At 68.2% G+C, this 15,939-nt stretch carries 15 protein-coding genes and 1 pseudogene; 4 read left to right on the top strand and 12 right to left on the bottom strand.

The annotated features are described in order from the left end of the window. Window positions 1–111: 111 nt before the first annotated feature. From cpaB to ABGB06_RS27165, 3 genes are all read right to left on the bottom strand, one after another. Window positions 112–864 carry a Flp pilus assembly protein CpaB gene (gene cpaB / locus ABGB06_RS27175; protein ID WP_347594015.1) on the bottom strand — a complete coding sequence of 251 codons (753 nt, stop codon included), beginning with the start codon at window positions 862–864 and terminating at the stop codon, window positions 112–114. Between the two features lie 110 nt (window positions 865–974). Next, window positions 975–1,985 carry a hypothetical protein gene (locus tag ABGB06_RS27170; protein WP_347594013.1) on the bottom strand — a complete coding sequence of 337 codons (1,011 nt, stop codon included), beginning with the start codon at window positions 1,983–1,985 and terminating at the stop codon, window positions 975–977. Between the two features lie 450 nt (window positions 1,986–2,435). Continuing rightward, the gene (locus ABGB06_RS27165; protein WP_347594010.1) at window positions 2,436–3,749 is read right to left on the bottom strand and encodes an alanine racemase; all 1,314 of its coding nucleotides are present in this window, start codon (window positions 3,747–3,749) and stop codon (window positions 2,436–2,438) included. A 173-nt stretch (window positions 3,750–3,922) separates the two neighbouring features. Here ABGB06_RS27165 and ABGB06_RS27160 point away from each other — a divergent pair, with 173 nt between their 5' ends. Next, window positions 3,923–5,134: a pyridoxal phosphate-dependent aminotransferase gene (locus ABGB06_RS27160; protein WP_347594008.1), complete on the top strand. Its 1,212-nt coding sequence runs from the start codon at window positions 3,923–3,925 to the stop codon at window positions 5,132–5,134. A gap of 130 nt (window positions 5,135–5,264) precedes the next feature. Here the strand turns inward: ABGB06_RS27160 and ABGB06_RS27155 are convergent, their stop codons facing one another. Next, on the bottom strand, window positions 5,265–5,699 hold the full coding sequence (locus ABGB06_RS27155; RefSeq protein ID WP_347594006.1) for a nuclear transport factor 2 family protein: 435 nt from the start codon (window positions 5,697–5,699) through the stop codon (window positions 5,265–5,267). Between the two features lie 110 nt (window positions 5,700–5,809). On the opposite strand from ABGB06_RS27155, the gene ABGB06_RS27150 reads away from it, so the two are divergent. Both ABGB06_RS27150 and ABGB06_RS27145 read left to right on the top strand, forming a co-directional pair. Further along, the gene (locus ABGB06_RS27150; RefSeq protein WP_347594004.1) at window positions 5,810–6,436 is read left to right on the top strand and encodes a TetR family transcriptional regulator; all 627 of its coding nucleotides are present in this window, start codon (window positions 5,810–5,812) and stop codon (window positions 6,434–6,436) included. A 142-nt stretch (window positions 6,437–6,578) separates the two neighbouring features. Beyond that, entirely contained in the window at window positions 6,579–6,941 is a 363-nt protein-coding gene (locus ABGB06_RS27145) for an MmcQ/YjbR family DNA-binding protein (RefSeq protein ID WP_347594002.1), read from the top strand. Between the two features lie 17 nt (window positions 6,942–6,958). On the opposite strand, the gene ABGB06_RS27140 is transcribed toward ABGB06_RS27145, so the two are convergent. The 3 genes and pseudogenes from ABGB06_RS27140 to ABGB06_RS27130 form a co-directional block, all read right to left on the bottom strand. After that, complete coding sequence (locus ABGB06_RS27140; RefSeq protein WP_347593999.1) at window positions 6,959–7,150, bottom strand: DUF397 domain-containing protein; 192 nt, start codon at window positions 7,148–7,150, stop codon at window positions 6,959–6,961. 17 nt (window positions 7,151–7,167) lie between these two features. Then, the gene (locus ABGB06_RS27135) at window positions 7,168–7,812 is read right to left on the bottom strand and encodes a DUF5753 domain-containing protein (RefSeq protein ID WP_347594199.1); all 645 of its coding nucleotides are present in this window, start codon (window positions 7,810–7,812) and stop codon (window positions 7,168–7,170) included. A gap of 21 nt (window positions 7,813–7,833) precedes the next feature. After that, a pseudogene (locus ABGB06_RS27130) lies at window positions 7,834–8,046 on the bottom strand (helix-turn-helix transcriptional regulator); the annotation flags it as partial. A 180-nt stretch (window positions 8,047–8,226) separates the two neighbouring features. Between ABGB06_RS27130 and ABGB06_RS27125 the strand changes: the two are divergent. Then, complete coding sequence (locus tag ABGB06_RS27125; RefSeq protein ID WP_347593996.1) at window positions 8,227–8,667, top strand: ATP-binding protein; 441 nt, start codon at window positions 8,227–8,229, stop codon at window positions 8,665–8,667. Window positions 8,668–9,061: 394 nt separating this feature from the next. Here ABGB06_RS27125 and ABGB06_RS27120 read toward each other — a convergent pair whose 3' ends face one another. The 5 genes from ABGB06_RS27120 to ABGB06_RS27100 all read right to left on the bottom strand — a co-directional run bounded on the left by ABGB06_RS27120 (window position 9,062) and on the right by ABGB06_RS27100 (window position 15,771). After that, window positions 9,062–9,607: a hypothetical protein gene (locus tag ABGB06_RS27120; protein WP_347593994.1), complete on the bottom strand. Its 546-nt coding sequence runs from the start codon at window positions 9,605–9,607 to the stop codon at window positions 9,062–9,064. 17 nt (window positions 9,608–9,624) lie between these two features. Next, window positions 9,625–11,814 carry an alpha/beta hydrolase gene (locus tag ABGB06_RS27115; RefSeq protein WP_347593992.1) on the bottom strand — a complete coding sequence of 730 codons (2,190 nt, stop codon included), beginning with the start codon at window positions 11,812–11,814 and terminating at the stop codon, window positions 9,625–9,627. A gap of 155 nt (window positions 11,815–11,969) precedes the next feature. Then, on the bottom strand, window positions 11,970–13,061 hold the full coding sequence (locus ABGB06_RS27110; RefSeq protein ID WP_347593990.1) for a hypothetical protein: 1,092 nt from the start codon (window positions 13,059–13,061) through the stop codon (window positions 11,970–11,972). Further along, window positions 13,061–13,720, bottom strand: coding sequence for a hypothetical protein (locus ABGB06_RS27105; RefSeq protein WP_347593988.1), 660 nt, complete (start codon window positions 13,718–13,720; stop codon window positions 13,061–13,063). The genes ABGB06_RS27110 and ABGB06_RS27105 overlap by 1 nt, the downstream gene beginning before the upstream one ends. A gap of 176 nt (window positions 13,721–13,896) precedes the next feature. Continuing rightward, on the bottom strand, window positions 13,897–15,771 hold the full coding sequence (locus ABGB06_RS27100) for a phosphoenolpyruvate carboxykinase (GTP) (protein ID WP_347593986.1): 1,875 nt from the start codon (window positions 15,769–15,771) through the stop codon (window positions 13,897–13,899). Between the last annotated feature and the right edge of the window lie 168 nt (window positions 15,772–15,939).

Raw genomic sequence — 15,939 nt, 5'->3', positions numbered from 1 at the left:
GCGGACCCACACGCGGCCGCCTCGCCTCGGGGCGCCTCATGTCCGGCCGCCTCACCTCGGACCGCCTCGCGTCCGGCCGCCTCGCCTCGGGGCGCCTCATGTCCGGCCGCCTCATTCGGCGAACAACTCGCCAGGATCCGCGTGCGGATCGCCGAGGCTGTCACCCACGATGGTGTAGGTGCGCTCCTCCTCCGGGATCTCCTGCTCGTCCCCGGGCGCGACCAGCGCCAGCCGCACCTCCTCCGCGAACGCCTCCGCGAACGTGACCCGTTGGGCGTCCTCGTTGTTCAGCGCGAAGGTGATCGGCACCGCCTCCGAGGTGTTGCTGTCGTCGTCTTCCACCTCGGTGAGATCGCCGACCTCGATGACCTCCGCGTTGTTGATCATCAACTGCACCAGCTCGTACTCCTCTTCCTGCTCGCCGGTGCGGTCGGTGACCTGGAAGGCGCCGTACATGTTGATCAGCGCGCCCGGATAGATCTTCCCGGCGACGCCGGTGGAGGCGTCGATCATGACGGCGATCTCCTGCTGCCCCGGGGCGAGTTCGGGCCGGTCGGCGAGCATGTCCGTCTGCAGCAACGAGCCCTCGCGCAGCGGACCCACCGCGACCTGGTCCTCGATCTCCGCCAGGTCGGTCACGGCGGAGTCCGGTATGTATCGCTCGGGGATGCTGACCTCGCGCAACTGGTCGGCGGACAGCTCCTGGTACGGATCGACGTCCTCGCTCAGCTCGTAGGCCGTCGCCTCGGGGCCGACCTTCGACTCCACGTCGTTTATCACCGCGACCACTCCGGCCAGCGCTCCCACGGCGAGCAGGACGGAGACGACCAACAGCATCAGGCCGCGTCGCTGACGAGCGTTCATGAGGAGTGTCTACCTTCTCGGGCTTCTCGGGCTTCTCGGGCTTCTCGGGCTGAGGCTTCGGACGTCTGGGTGGTGCACCGACCGGGAGGCGCGCGGTCCCGGACCGCCCGTCATCGGGCGCCCGGACCGGCGCCGCGGTAGCGGGGTATCGCCTGCTGCGGCGCCGCGGCCCGCGGCCGGTGCTCCGGCGCGTGGGGCTGGGAGGCCTGCGCCCGGGAGGCCGTGCCCTCGGCGGGGCGCCCGGCTCCTATCGCCCGCCGCCGGGCCGAGGCCGCTATGGCGCGCGGGCGCCGCTCCTGCTGCGCCACGGGCGCCGAGCAGAAGGCGCAGCGGTCGCCGATCAGCGTCAGCCCACACCAGTGGCACGCCTCCTGCCGCACGGAGCTGACCATCTGGTACAGCAGCGACACGTCGGGGATGGCGGCGGCGAACTCGACCACCTTGGGCGTGCCCCACCAGGCCGTGGAGGCCTGGGGCAGCGGCACCGGGTGGATCGCCTGCACCTGCCACTGCCGGGCCAGCCGTCCGCTGACCCACTCGCTGCCCAGGCTGCCGGGCGCGTAGGTGAGGGCCGTGGAGAACTGCGGGCCGGCGAGCGCGCCCTCGCCGTCCGCCTGGACCAGCTGCGGCGTGGGGCCGGCCAGCACGGCGCACTGGCCCGCGGGTGGCCGGGCGCCGTTCGGCGCGGGCTGCGGCAGCGCGACCGGCAGCCGGTCGAGCCGGTTAGCCGAGCCGAGCAGCGCCCCGGCGTAGATGTAGTGGGCCAGCAGCCGGGCGGAGGCACCGAGCACGCCGGCGCTGAAGTCGCAGACGGACAGCTGCCGTAGCTGCCGCACCAGGACCGCGGTGCCGAGCGGCGGGAGGGCGCTGGGCAGCAGCGCGATGCGGTCGGACTCCAGCATCGCCCGCACCGCGTGCAGGCGCTGCACGTGCGAGCGCGGCGTGGTGGCCGGGTAGAGCACGATGAGGTGACCGTGCCGCTCGACCAGCGTCCCGATCTCGCTCAGGGTGTCCGCGAACTCCTGCTGTTCGGGCGGGGTGAGTACGTGCGCGCCGGGGGTGCTCTGGTCGGTGGGCGGCAGCACGAGGTCGGCGCTGGTGACCGCGATGGCAATCGGCATGCCACTCCCCCTGGGCCCTGAACACCCGTCTCGTCGCTAGGCGCATCCGCCAGTTGGGCAGCTTATCGACATTCCCCCGGCCGTAAACAGCGGAGTAGCGGGAGAAATGCCCGGATGGGGGCGTGAGCGGGATGCGCCCCGATGATCACCCAGGTGGGGGAACAGTGGAGCCATGGTGGGAAATGTGCCGAGACCCCTCGTCTCCCGGCACATCCCCTCCCTAGAGATGCCCCACGAGTCGCGGCAGTTGCGCCGGGAACCGGTCAGAAAACGGGCACACACCGGTCGATCTGTTCCGAACGGGCGCGGAACGAGCCCGAAACGGGCTGGCGTTGCCCGCGGCGAGCCAACGCGGGTCGCGTCGCGTCCCGTCGTCACCCATCGTCCAGAAGAACGTGCGGTTCCGAAGCAACGCCGTTCCGAAGCAACGCCGTTCCGAAGCAGCGCGGCTCAGAAGAACGTGCGGATGTAGTCCACCACCGTGCCGTCGCCGGCGACGAGCGGGATCAGCGGCCACTTCTCGAAGATCGTGCACGGGTGCGACATGCCCAACGCCACCCAGTCGCCGACCCGCGGCATCGCGCCGCGCACCGCCCCGTTCGCGGGGCTCGGCTCGGCGTCGGCGACCAGGCACGCGTGCTGGTCGGCGAGCCAGTCGACGCGGAGCCCGGCCGCGCCGCGCACCTGCCCGCCGGGCTCCCTGACCGCCTGCACCTCGGGCAGCCCGAGGTCGTAGGCGATGTCCCGCTTCCCCGCGTTGACGAGCGCCCGGCCCGGCTCCGGCTGGGAGACCACCTGGGTCCACAGCCGGAAGGCCGGCAGCAGGGAGCCCTCCCGCGGGATCCGGTTGAACGGCGTGACGTCCCGGTACCGGCCGTCGTCGTGGCTGATGTACGCGCCGGAGCGGAGCAGCCGGAGGCTGGGGCGGGACAGGTCGGGCAGCGCCTCGAACGCCTCCGCGACGACGTCGAACCACGTGCTGCCGCCGGCGCTGACCACGACCTCGTCCAGTTCGGCGAACCGCCCGGCCGCGTCGAACGCCACGGCCAGTCCCATCAGCCCGTCCAGCCAGGCGCGCACCGCCGCCGCGTCCGCGTTCCGCAGCTCGCCCTCGTATCCGGCGACGCCGACCAGCCGCAGGGTGCCCACCCGGGCCACCGCGTCCGCCACGGCCGCCGCCTCCGCCTCGTCCCGCACTCCGGTGCGGCCGCCGGGGACGCCGTACTCGACCACCACCTCGACCGGGCGGGCCGCGTCGGCGGCGCGCAGCGCGGCGTCCATCAGCTCCACGCCGCGCGTCGAGTCCACGTAGCAGACGCAGCGGAAGTCCGGGTCCGCGTCCTGCTCGCCAGCCAGCCAGGCCAGCGCGGCGGCGTCCACCAGCTCGTTGGCCAGGAAGACCCGGCGCACCCCGAAGGCGCGGGCCACCCGCACCTGGTGCGGCACGGCGAGGGTGATGCCCCAGGCCCCGCACTCCAGCTGCCGGTGGAAGAGCTGCGGGGCCATGCTCGTCTTGCCGTGCGGCGCCAGGGCCAGGCCGTGCCGGGAGGCGAAGCGCTCCAGGGAGCGGAGGTTGTGGTCCACCGCCTCGGCGGACAGCGTCAGCACCGGCGTTATGAACCCGCCGGAGTACAGGTCGCGCCGCTGCGTGGCGAGCTCGCCGACCGTGGCCCCCGTCGCGTCGGGAGGCAGCCCCTTGAAGCGGTGGTCGACGATCTCCTCCGCGAGCTTGTCCAACGCGAGCTTGTCCATCGCGATGTTCATGGCGACTCCGGGTGACCGAGTAGATGCGACAGGTTCAGTCGCTCCAGCAGGACCCTACCTAGCACCGGGTACAGAAAGGGTCAACAGAGCGCGATCGGAGCGTAATGCCCCGCACGGTCCTAGTGGGGGAAAACATAAGGCGCCGTGCGTTACACGGCCGTAAGGTGTCGAGTATGCAGGTGATCCAGTCAACCAAGCTCGCCAACGTGTGCTACGAGATCCGCGGCCCCGTGCTGGAGGAGGCGCAGCGGCTCGAGGCGGCAGGTCACCGCATTCTCAAGCTCAACACCGGGAACCCCGCGGCCTTCGGCTTCGACTGCCCGCCGGAGATCCTGGAGGACGTTCTCCGTAACGTCGCGAACGCGCACGGCTACGGCGACGCGAAGGGCCTGCTCTCGGCCCGGCGCGCGGTCATGCAGCACTACCAGACCAAGGGCATCATGCTCTCGGTCGAGGACGTCTACCTGGGGAACGGCGTCTCCGAGCTGATCCAGATGTCCATGCAGGCGCTGCTCGACGACGGCGACGAGGTGCTCGTCCCGGCCCCCGACTACCCGCTGTGGACCGCCTCGGTCTCGCTGGCCGGCGGGCGCGCCGTGCACTACCGCTGCGACGAGCAGTCCGACTGGATGCCGGATGTGGCCGATATCGAGCGGCGGATCACCGACCGGACCAAGGCGCTGGTGGTGATCAATCCGAACAATCCGACCGGGGCCGTATACAGCGACGAGATGCTGCGGCAGCTGGCGGACGTGGCCCGGCGGCACCGGCTGGTGCTGTGTTCCGACGAGATCTACGACCGGATCCTCTACGACGACACCACCCACACGTCGACCGCGGCCCTCGCCCCCGATCTGCTGACGCTCACGTTCAACGGCCTGTCCAAGAACTACCGGGTCGCCGGCTTCCGCTGCGGCTGGCTCGCGGTGTGCGGGCCGAAGGACCACGCGGCGAACTACATCGAGGGCCTGACGATCCTGGCCAACATGCGGCTGTGCGCCAACATGCCCGCCCAGCACGCGGTGGCGGCGGCCCTCTTCGGCCGGCAGTCGATCGAGGGCCTGGTCCTGCCCGGCGGCCGGATCCGCGAGCAGCGCGACGTGGCGTACCAGCTGCTCACCCAGATCCCCGGCGTGACCTGCGTCAAGCCGAAGGGCGCGCTGTACGCGTTCCCGCGGCTGGATCCCAAGGTCTACAAGATCAAGGACGACCGGCAGATGGTCCTGGACCTGCTGCGGACCGAAAAGATCATGATCGTGCACGGCACCGGCTTCAACTGGCCCGAGCCCGATCACTTCCGCATCGTCACGCTCCCCTCGACGTTGCAGCTGACTGACGCGATCACCCGCATCGCGTCCTTCCTGGACGGCTACGCCCAGTACTGAACCGCTTTCCGCGGCAGGTCCCCGTCGCGGCCGGGCAGCGCCCCGGTCGCCGGTCGAGCCTCCCGAGCTCGCCGCCCGTCGCGTCCACCAGGCCCGTTCTCTCACCTGGCAGTGCCGCCGAGCCCTCCGGCTACGCGCCGCGCGCGCCGGCCACGGCCAGCCCGTCCAGGTAGTCGCGGACCCGGACGATGTGCCCGCCCCGAACGCGCATCACCAGCAGGCCGGGGACGGTGAAGGTGTCCCCGGCCGGCGGCAGCGTGGCCACCACCACATGTTCGGCGATGACCACCTCCGGATCGCCCGTGTCGTGGACCGTGACGTCCGTGATCGCCTCCACTCGGACCGGAGTGGCGCCCCAGGCGGCGCGATACCCCGCCCGCACCTCCTCGCGCCCCTCGTAGCGCGGGGGAAAGCCGGGGCTCGCGAAGGGGAACTCGTGTAGCCCGTCCGGGGCGTAGAGGTCCGCCAGGTCATCGGCGGACTTGTCGCGCATGGCCTGGTGATAGCGCGCCAGCACCTCGCGGGGGGCGCGGACGGCGGACGGTCCGGGGTTCGAGTCCGACACGACGATCACTCCATTCGCTCAACGGCCGTTGAGTGGACCGTTGCGTCGAACCCTACGAGCACGGTCGAGCTTCGGTCAACAAGCGTGGAGCGAACTTGTAGGGTGAGGCCGTGCCGAGTTCCTCCCCTTCCACGCCCTCCACGCCCTCCACCGCGTCCACCGCGTCCACCTCCCGCGCCGACCGCCGCCGGGCCACGGAGGCACGCGTCCTGGAGTGCGCCCGCAGGCTGTTCGCCGAACGAGGCTTCGAACGCACCACCATCCGTGCCGTGGCCTCCCTCGCCGAGGTCGACCCGGCCCTGGTCATGCAGTACTTCGGCTCGAAGCGCAACCTCTTCACGCGGTCCCTGGAGGCCGCGGCCGTGCTGCCGAAGGCCACCGACGCCGACGGGCTCGTCGACGAACTGCTGGCCACGCTCGTTCTCAAGCTCGGCGGTCTCCCCGAGAGCACGATCGCGACGCTGCGCTCGATGCTCACCGACCCGGAGGCGGCAGAGCACGCGCGCAGGACCCTGGGTCAGCAGATCGAGTCCATCAGCGCGATCCTCACCGCACACACGGCACAGGCCGCACACGAGGACGCGGAGCTGCGCGCCGCCCTGATCACGACGATCGTGGTCGGCGTCGCCATCGGCCATCAGCTCCTCGGCCTCGCCCCGCTCCGCGACGCCCCCACCGACCGCATCGCCGCGCTGCTCCGCCCGGCGCTCGCGGCCCTGACGGAGTCACCCCACTGAACGGGGCACCGAGTCACCGAGATCGTGCGCGTGGCGTCCCTCCCCCAGCCTGGCGGCTGGGAGGTGCCCCCATGCGGGACGTGACGCGCACGATCTCCGTACCAGGGCGCGCGTGTCAGACCCCTGTCCGATACTGGCGACCATGACCCCTGACGAGCTGCGGGCCAGCTGCCTCGACCTGAACGACACCGCGGAGACCTTCCCGTTCCCCCGTAACCCCGGCCTGTCCGCCTTCAAGGTGTCCGGCAAGGTCTTCGCGTTCAGCGCGCTGGACGAGACCCCGCTGAAGGTGACGCTGAAGTGCGACCCGGAGCTCGCGACCAACCTGCGCGCCGCCCACCCGGCGATCGTCCCCGGCTACCACACCAACAAGCGCCACTGGAACACCGTCACCCTCGACGGCTCGCTCCCCGACGGCATGATCCGGGACATGATCGAGGACTCCCACGCCCTCGTCGTCGCCACCCTCCCCAAGGCGGAACGGCTCCGCCTCGGCCACGCGTGACCCTCAACGGTCTCCGGCTACCGGGCCGGGTGGGCCAGGCGCCGCAACAGCGCGGCCAGCCGAGCGGGGCTGGTGGTCAACACCGTCCCCGGCTCGTCGCTCTCCCGTAGCCACACGTGGCCCCCCTGCGGGGCGCGGGCTATCTCCACGCAGTTCTGATTGACGTCCGCGCTGCTGAAACTCGACTTCTGCCACTCCTGGCGCGACATGTTCCCTCCCAAGGGTCCTACAGGACATAGCGCAGATGCTGGACGAGCGCCATCGAGTTGCCCTCCCGGGACTCCGACGGATCGAGCGGCTCCAGTCCCACCATGGTCAGCCTCCGGAAGGCGGCCGTGAACTGGTCGACGTGCGGGCCGTCGCACAGGAACAGCGGACTCACCGGATGCTCGACGTGCACCGTGCGGAGGCTGGTCACCCCGACGTCGTGGATGGTGAACGGCGCCCCCGGCGTGACCGGATGGGACTCGGCTCTGAACGGCAGCAGCTGGATGGCCACACTGGGAAACTGCGAGAGCTCCACGAGGTAGTCCAGCTGCGCCCGCATCGTGTCCCGCCCGACGAAGTGCATGTGGAACGCCGCCTCGTGGACGACGGCGTGGAAGCTCGGACTGCGCGGGCCGGTCAACGCCTCCTGGCGCCGCATCCGGAACTCGACACGGTCCTTGATCGCCTCGGACGATCTCGACGGCTCGCCGTTGACGAAGAGCTCGCGCATGTAGTCCGGCGTCTGCAACAGCCCCGGCACGTACAGCCACTCGACGGTCCGGAAGCCGGTCACCGTCGACTCCAGCTCCGCGAGGTCGCGACCCCGGTCGTCCAGGATCGCTCGGTACTCGCTCCACCAGCCCTTGCCGGTGGAGTTCGTCATGGCGACGAGTGCCTCGACAAGGGGCTCATTCTCGCATCCGTAGAGGCGAGCGAGTGCCCGGAGCCGAGGCTCGGGACAGGAGGTGCGGCCAGCCTCGATATGACTCAGATGCGCCTGTCCGAGGCCAACCTGCCGCCCGGCTTCCGCCGTGGTCAGACCGGCGGCTTCGCGCAGTTTGCGCATCTCGTGGCCCAAGCGCTTCTGACGTTGGCTCGGGTTGGTCCGAAGTCCCATGCATCAAGTTCCGCCCCGTGCGGGCACTGCTGGCCACCCAAAGAGGCAACGTTCACCTGATGGAGTGATGCGAACACTCGCCGGTACAACTATGAAGTCAGTTCCCCTACCTTCAAGGGGGAATCGCCGCGTCGCGCATCGTGTGTCGCGGCCATTGTGCGAGGAAGGCCAGGAACCGCCATGTGCCCCACCCCCACCCTGCTGCCGAGCCCCACCGACTTCTCGTTCACCTTCCCGCCGCAGCCGCAGTGGGTGCGCAGCGCACGCCACGCGGTCCGCACGGCCCTCGCACCGGTCGCCCCCGCCGGATCCGACCTCGTCGAACTGGCCGCGCTGCTGACCTCCGAACTGGTCACCAACGCGATGACCGCCTCCCTCGCCAGCCTCACCCCCACCCCGGTCTCCCTCCACGGCGAGTGGTCCCCGACCGGCACGATCCGCATCCTGGTCCACGACCAGGCCCCGGGCACTCCCGCGTCACCCGCGGGCTTCCCACCCCCCGACGCGGAGAACGGCCGCGGCCTCCCCCTCATCGACCTCCACGCCACAACCTGGGGCATCTGCCACCACACCCCGGGCCGCGGCAAGATCACCTGGTGCACGCTGGACACGAAGGGGTGATCCGCCGCACGGCGCGGCTTCCTCGAAATCCTCGGCACCAGCCGAAACGCTGCCTGCGCCGTCAGCCCCTGGTGTCAGCAACGAGGATCACTCCTCGTCCTCGCACGAGCCGTTGAGAAGCTGCTCGGAGCGGTCCGCGAACGTTGGATCTCCGAAACCGAAGGCCGGAATGTCCTTCTCCCCCCAACGGCGCACCCGAGCGCCACGGGATGCACACCACGGCGAATGAGCTGAGCCGCCGGCACGCCGTCCCGGGCCGCCGGCATACTCGCCCGCGCCTCGGCGCTCCACCACCACGGCTCGCCACCGGGTATCTGCCATCACACCCCGACCGCGGCAAGATCACCTGGTAGTCGCTCAACGCGAAGGGGAGCATCACCACGCCAACAGCCGATCAGTACTCGTTACGAGGGCTCTCCCCCTCAGGCGTGCTGAAGCATGCGGAAACCATCGAGACGTGCAGCTGGAATCCCTCGCCCCTTCCTTCAACGGTCACATGGGCCGCGTATTCAAGCTCTCTATTCTCGAAGAGAATCCGAGGCGTTCGGTTTGCGTTGTCGACCTCTCCGTCTTGGATGATTTCCCAGCCCCGACTCGGAAGCGTCTCTCTCAATCGATCCATCCCCTCCTCCAGTCGATCGCGGGACACTCCGTGGATGGACCAAGGATGTCGCATCAAGTAAAGTCGATTCATTTCAGGATCATCTTCGCACATACTGACACCAACTCCTGGATCGTCCACCGAACCACCAATCCCCGCCGCCTCTCGAATCGACGCCGCGATGTCCGCATCCTCTGCTCGTGCCTCGTCAACCGACTGAACTGTGTGTTGCCCATCGGGCTCCTCGCCCTGCTGACTTCCATCCACCACAGAACACCCCGATACAAGAACGAAGAGTAGACTAGTCGCGATAAATATTCCGACTTTCCCAGTTTTCACCCAATCCCTCCCAAGATCTATGTCACGTCTCCATGTTCACCAACGATCACACGGGCTTGGTTCAAGAGACTGAGACTCGCATTTCCCTCGTCGTCTACGTCCCAGTAGTCACTATGACCCGATGAATCGTTAGACATGATGTTGCCTCCGAATGATTCCATAGAAGGAACCTCGGGAAGGATGTCGAAATCCAAGTATGGAATTCCGAACGGACCAACCTCTGCATCCACATCGAAGCCTCCTCCACCATGAATGAGTCCGGCAAGGGGCACTTGATCCTCCCAAATCGACGCCGCCATAGACCAAACATGATCACTGCCCACGCCGAGGTCCGATGCGTGGTCAACCAGCATTCCAGGGCTCCCTGCAGCGATGACATCGTCGGCAAAGAGACCCCCTTCCTGGGAAGCAGCTCCCACCACGGTACTCCCGTAGCTGTGTCCGATAATCGTGGTGTGACTTTCCCCTTCGCCTCCTTGCGCGACAGCCAATCCTTCCGTGAAACTCACGAATACTGGTGCCGCATCACGCGCATAGGATTCAAAGCCGGCGTCGGGAATTACGTCATCCGGCGCATCGTAACCCAGCCATGTGATCGTGGAAACGTCGCCGTCCGTCAGAGAGTCGCTTACTCGCCACAGATCGTTCGCGCGACGCATGTCGCCGTTGGCACCCGCCAGGGCGGCACCGGTTCCAGGAACGTAGACGGCTGTGTGATCGGCCGTATCTGGATTGCCGTTTGCCACGATGTACTGGCCGTCGCCCTCAGGATTGAAAGCCAATAGGAAGGTTTCCGGTGACCCGTTCCGATTGAGACGTTCCCGAATATCCGAGACACCGGCGAGCTTGTCCTCCATGGCCTGTCTGTCACGATCAACGAGCAGGTCGTTGCCGAGCAATGCGTTCAACCGGTCATACTCCGCCTCGAGTACGATCCGGTTGGCGCTGTCCCTGTCTACAGTAGGAAGGCCGTCCATCGCGCCGACGCGCTCGGGAAACGCGCGGATAAGCGCTTCCTGAGTCTGTTCACCGAGGCCATCCCACCAGTCCTTGTTCTGCTGAGGGGTGCTCGAGGTCGCAAACAGACCTCCCAGCCCGGCAGCCAGCAGCGCCGCATCCAGGCCAGGTGACTCGCCGTCCTCCGTGGCGATGCCGGCGTCGCGGGCGGAGTCGCCCTCGCCAGTGAAGTAGTCCAGATTGTGGCGGCCCAACCGGGGATCGAAGAACGTGGCGACCGCGTCTGGGTTGCTGGCGGCCGCCAAGCCCAGAAGGCGGTCGACCACGTCGTTGTCGCTGTTCCAGCCGGGCGTGTCGGGGTCGTCCGGCTCGTAGCGCCGCACATTCCACACGTCGAGATCGGCGCGTTCCAGCTCCATCATGCTCGTCATCGTTCGGTCGAAGAAATGCTCATCGAGCGGCGCACCTGACGTCTCGAACAGGTCCAGCGCCACGTCGTAGGCCAACCGCTCGTCCGGCGCGGGGGACATCTGCGTCTCCTCGGCGTACAACTGCTGCGTGCCGAGTTCGTTGAACGCCTGGAGGCGCTGATCGTAACGCTGCCCCTGCGGCGTCTCCAGCCACTCCTGGTAGGCGGAATCCTCGTACCCGGGCGCGGTCTGGACCTGGGCTGTCATCTCGCCCGGCGTCCAGAATGCCCTCGACAGCGTGGTGCCGAGACTGCTCTGGAGCATGCTGACCATGGTCACATCCTCGGGAGCGTTTCCGGCACGCTGATCCAGGCGCTGGGAGAAGCCCAGGAAGGCGTCCATGCCGATCTCGTCGACCAGGTAGCCGGCGAAGTCGGGGTCCTCGCCGTAGTCCATGAGGATCTGGTTCATCCAGCGCAGGTCCTCGTCGGTGAGGCTGTCCTTCTCGGTCAGACCGGCGAACTCGTCAGCCAGATCCTGCCCGTTCACCTGCCACGATGACGCGAGGAGTTGGGTCTCCAGGTCCAGGGAGGAGAAGGCACCCGTGCCAGGGCCCGGATCAACTCCTCGCAGGATGGTGGCGCTGTTGCGTAACTGGTCGGCGGCGTCCGTCAACCAGTGCAGCAATGGTTGGAGCGAGCCGACCTCGCCGGAGACGTCATGGGTGCGGGCCCGGTCGAAGATGTTGCTGAGGCTGCCGTACGCGCCGCCGTCGTTTGACGCGTGTAGAAGATCGGCCAGACGATCGAGGTCGTCTGGGTTGGCATTGCGGATGGTCATGGCTGAGCGACTCCCCTCCCCGCCGGGCTCTCCCCTTCCCGGCCTGGAACGCAGTTCAAACGATGTGACGTTGTGTCGCAAGGGAAACGCTAGTCGTGACGCCCGAACGGACCAACAGCGGGCCTGTATCCCTTACGAGACGTTCACCTCGGCGCTCAGCGGACGATGGTCTGGTTCTCGTCGACCACGATCGTGTGGGTCGTCTCGAACGTGCCGCTGGGGAGGGGGTTTCGGCCCTCCGTCTGGGAACCGGTCCAGTAGACCTCCCAGGTGAGGCTCGCGGTCAGTTCGTAGGAGCCGGCCTCGTGGGTGGACCGGAGGTACTCCACGCCGCACGGTGGGTCCTCCTCCGCCCGACCCCGCTCGTACGGCTCGCCGATCCGTCCGTTCGCGTCGATCTCGCACTCACCCGACTCCGGGTACACGACGGCGTCCTCGGTGCCCGGGTCGAGGGTCATCGCGACCGGCTCGGCGGTGGTCTCGGCCCACAGGCCGTTGATCGGCAGTTCGGCGCGCACGGTCCGGGGTTCGAACTCACCCGCGTCGAGCCAGATCCACATGGGGATGTTGACGTACTGGTCGCCCTCCGGGTTGATCTCGATCTCGGTCTCCGGGATGGCGATCTCGTCGTAGGCGTACTCGGCGAGCACCTCGTCGGTGATCGACTCCTCAAGCGCGGGCTCGTCCACGGAGTCGGCCCAGAAGATCGGCTCCGGGCAGTCGGTGCCCATGCGGAACTCGTCCTCGCGGTTCGGGTTGATCACCCCATGCCACCAGAGACCGTCCTCCTCGGCGTCGAGGTTGTAGTTCTCGTAGCTCTGTTCTCCGTAGACGCTCTCGAAATTCACGGCCCAGCCGTTGAGATTGTTGTCCCGGTAGATGTCCGTGAACGCGACGGGCGGTGAGGAGATGTTCAGCGCACGCTGGGCGTGAGAGTCCAAGTTCTCGACGGCATCACGGAACTGTTCGGCCGTCATGTAGGGCTCGTACCAGCAGACGGGTGGTTCCCACCCCGTGTCGATCGGCGACAGCGAGCCGCTCCCGTCGCCGGCTCCGCCACCGCCGGTGTCGCCGCTGATGACCACTTCGGTCGATGCTTCAGCGGTGAGAACGCCATCCTCGTGGCCACCAACGTTGTCTCGGGAATCTCCGTCCCCGTTGCCGAAGCCTGTCGCGCTAGGCGACATGGCGACAGCGACCAAGAGAACACTCACAGATAAGGTGCCGACGCGGGCGATCCTCTTCATCAGGGGCACTCCTTTCGCTCCGACTGAACGGCCGTCGTTACCCATACACCGCGATCATCCTTCTGCAGAAGATTCATATAGGAGACCTCAGGAGAGTCGCTGTCTTCCGCAATCGCCTCCCCGGTGTTCACATCCACGGCGGTAGCGTTGCTTTCGTCAGCGCAATAGGTGATGGTCGCCCCGCCATCCCCTTGCATTGCGATCTCAGGGTTGTAATAGCGAACCTCGCCTGCAATCGAACGATCATTCTCGATGAATCCCTCGATCCAGTCCTTGGCACCGAAAAGGGCCTCGGCAGAGTGATAGAAGTTGACATAATCAGCCTCCGGGGCGCGTTCCAAGATCGCTAGATCAATAGCGTTCTGTGCTTCCCGCGCATCGTCCAGGACCGCCTGTTCGTCCGGGTCGTCGGACTCCCAGTCCTCGTAGACGTTCTCCCAGCCCTCAGGCAGCACGATCTCCGGCCGGTCCGCCCCGCCTTCCGGCTCCTCCTCGGTCGGGGTCTCGCTCTGCTGTTCCTCGTTGCCGCCCTCCCCGACGCCCTCGATCTCGTCGTCGGAACCGCCCGAGCCGCCGCAGGCGGTGAGGGGGAGGAGGAGGGCCGTCGTGGCCGTGGCGGTGAGGAGGGTCGTGAGGGTCGTACGGATGCGGCGTGTCACGGCGTCCCCGTTCACTGATGGATGTGGGCGAATACAGACTGCCGTCAGTAACGATACGGACGCAGCGCGTTGATCATCCGGGAACGTGACGACTCGTTACCAATCCCCCACGAACGGAACCGGGCCCCGCACGCCGTTGTGCGGGGCCCGGTTCGGGTGGGGAGAGGGGGTCCGGGTCAGGTCAGGCGGGCGGTCAGGGCGTGGTACTCCTCCCACAGTGCCGTGGGCGTGCGCGCGCCGAACGTGCGGAGGTGGTCGGGGATGAGGCCGGCCTCCTGGCGCCAGGTGTCGGGGTCGACGTCGAGCAGGAAGGAGATCTCGTCCGGGCCGAGGTCCAGTCCTTCCGTGTCGAGGGCCTCCGGGGTGGGCAGCACGCCGATCGGCGTGGTCGTGCCGTCCGCCAGTCCGTCGAGGCGGTTGACGATCCACTTCAGGACCCGGATGTTCTCGCTGAAGCCGGGCCAGACGAAGTCGCCCGCGTCGTCCTTCTTGAACCAGTTGACGTAGTAGATCTTCGGCAGCAGCGCGGGGTCGGGGGCCCGTTCGGGCATGGAGAGCCAGTGGGCGAAGTAGTCGCCCATGTGGTAGCCGCAGAACGGCAGCATCGCGAACGGGTCGCGGCGCAGCTCGCCGACCGTGCCCTCGGCCGCCGCGGTCTTCTCGGAGGAGACGCAGGAGCCGAGGAAGACGCCGTGGCGCCAGTCGAAGGACTCGGTGACCAGCGGAACGGCGGTGGCGCGGCGACCGCCGAAGAGGATCGCGGAGATGGGGACGCCGGCCGGATCCTCCCATTCGGGCGCGATGGTCGGGCACTGCGCGGCGGACACGGTGAAGCGCGCGTTGGGGTGGGCGGCCGGGCGGTCCGAGCGGGGCGTCCAGTCGTCGCCGCGCCAGTCGGTGAGGTGGGTGGGCGGCTCGTCGGTCATGCCCTCCCACCACACGTCGCCGTCGTCCGTGAGGGCGACGTTGGTGAACACGGAGTTGCCCCACAGGGTGCGCATGGCGTTGGCGTTGGTGCGCTGGCCGGTGCCGGGGGCCACGCCGAAGAAGCCGGCCTCCGGGTTGATGGCGTGCAGCCGACCGTCTTCGCCGAAGCGCATCCAGGCGATGTCGTCGCCGATGGTCTCCACCTTCCAGCCGGGCAGGGAGGGTTGGAGCATGGCGAGGTTGGTCTTGCCGCAGGCGGAGGGGAACGCGGCGGCGACGTAGCGCGGCTCGCGCCCGTCGGGCGGGGTGAGCTTGAGGATCAGCATGTGCTCGGCGAGCCAGCCCTCGTCGCGGGCCATGACGGAGGCGATGCGCAGGGCGTAGCACTTCTTGCCGAGCAGCGCGTTGCCTCCGTAGCCGGAGCCGAAGGACCAGATCTCCCGGGTCTCGGGGAAGTGCGAGATGTACTTGGTGTCGTTGCACGGCCACGGGACGTCGCGCTCGCCGGGCGCGAGGGGCGCGCCGACGGAGTGCACGGCGCGCACGAACTCGCCGTCCTCGCCGAGCCGGTCCAGTTCCTCCAGCACCGCGCTGCCCATCCGGGTCATGGTGCGCATGGCGACCGCCACGTACGCGGAGTCGGTGATCTCCACGCCGAGCGCGGAGAGGGGCGAGCCGAGCGGGCCCATGCAGAACGGGACCACGTACATCGTCCGGCCACGCATCGCGCCGCGGAACAGGCCGTGGTCGCCGGTGAAGGTCTCGCGCATCCGCGCCGGGTCCAGCCAGTGGTTGGTGGGGCCGGCGTCCGCCTCGCGCTCGGAGCAGATGAACGTGCGGTCCTCGACCCGGGCCACGTCGGTCGGGTCGGAGGTGGCCAGGAACGAGTCCGGCCGCGTGTCCTGGTTGAGCCGGGTGAACGTCCCGCCGGCGACCAGTTCCTCGCACAGACGGTCGTACTCCGCCTGCGAACCGTCGCACCAGACGATCCGGGCGGGCTGGGTCAGCGCGGCGATCTCCGCGACCCAGGCGGCCAGGCCCCGATGTCGGGTGGGGGCGGCCGAGGGATCGGCAGTGGAGTCGGCGTGGGGTGTGGCGACGGGACCGGCGTGCGTGAGCGTCACGATCGCTCCAGGGGATGAGGGTTTTCAGTTCGGAGCGCTGATCGGATCGCGCTGATCGGCTTCGCACCCGTCAGGCAGCGCACCCGTCAGGCAGTGCACACGAGCCAACGCTCATAAGAAACGGTGCTCGCTCATTTGATAGTGCCTGCTTCTCTCGTCTGTGTCCAG

The sequence above is a fragment of the Streptomyces sp. B6B3 genome, assembly GCF_039871525.1.
GTDB lineage: Bacteria > Actinomycetota > Actinomycetes > Streptomycetales > Streptomycetaceae > Streptomyces.
Note: the sequence above shows the minus strand (reverse complement) of the source record. Positions and strands in the feature narration are given on the sequence as shown.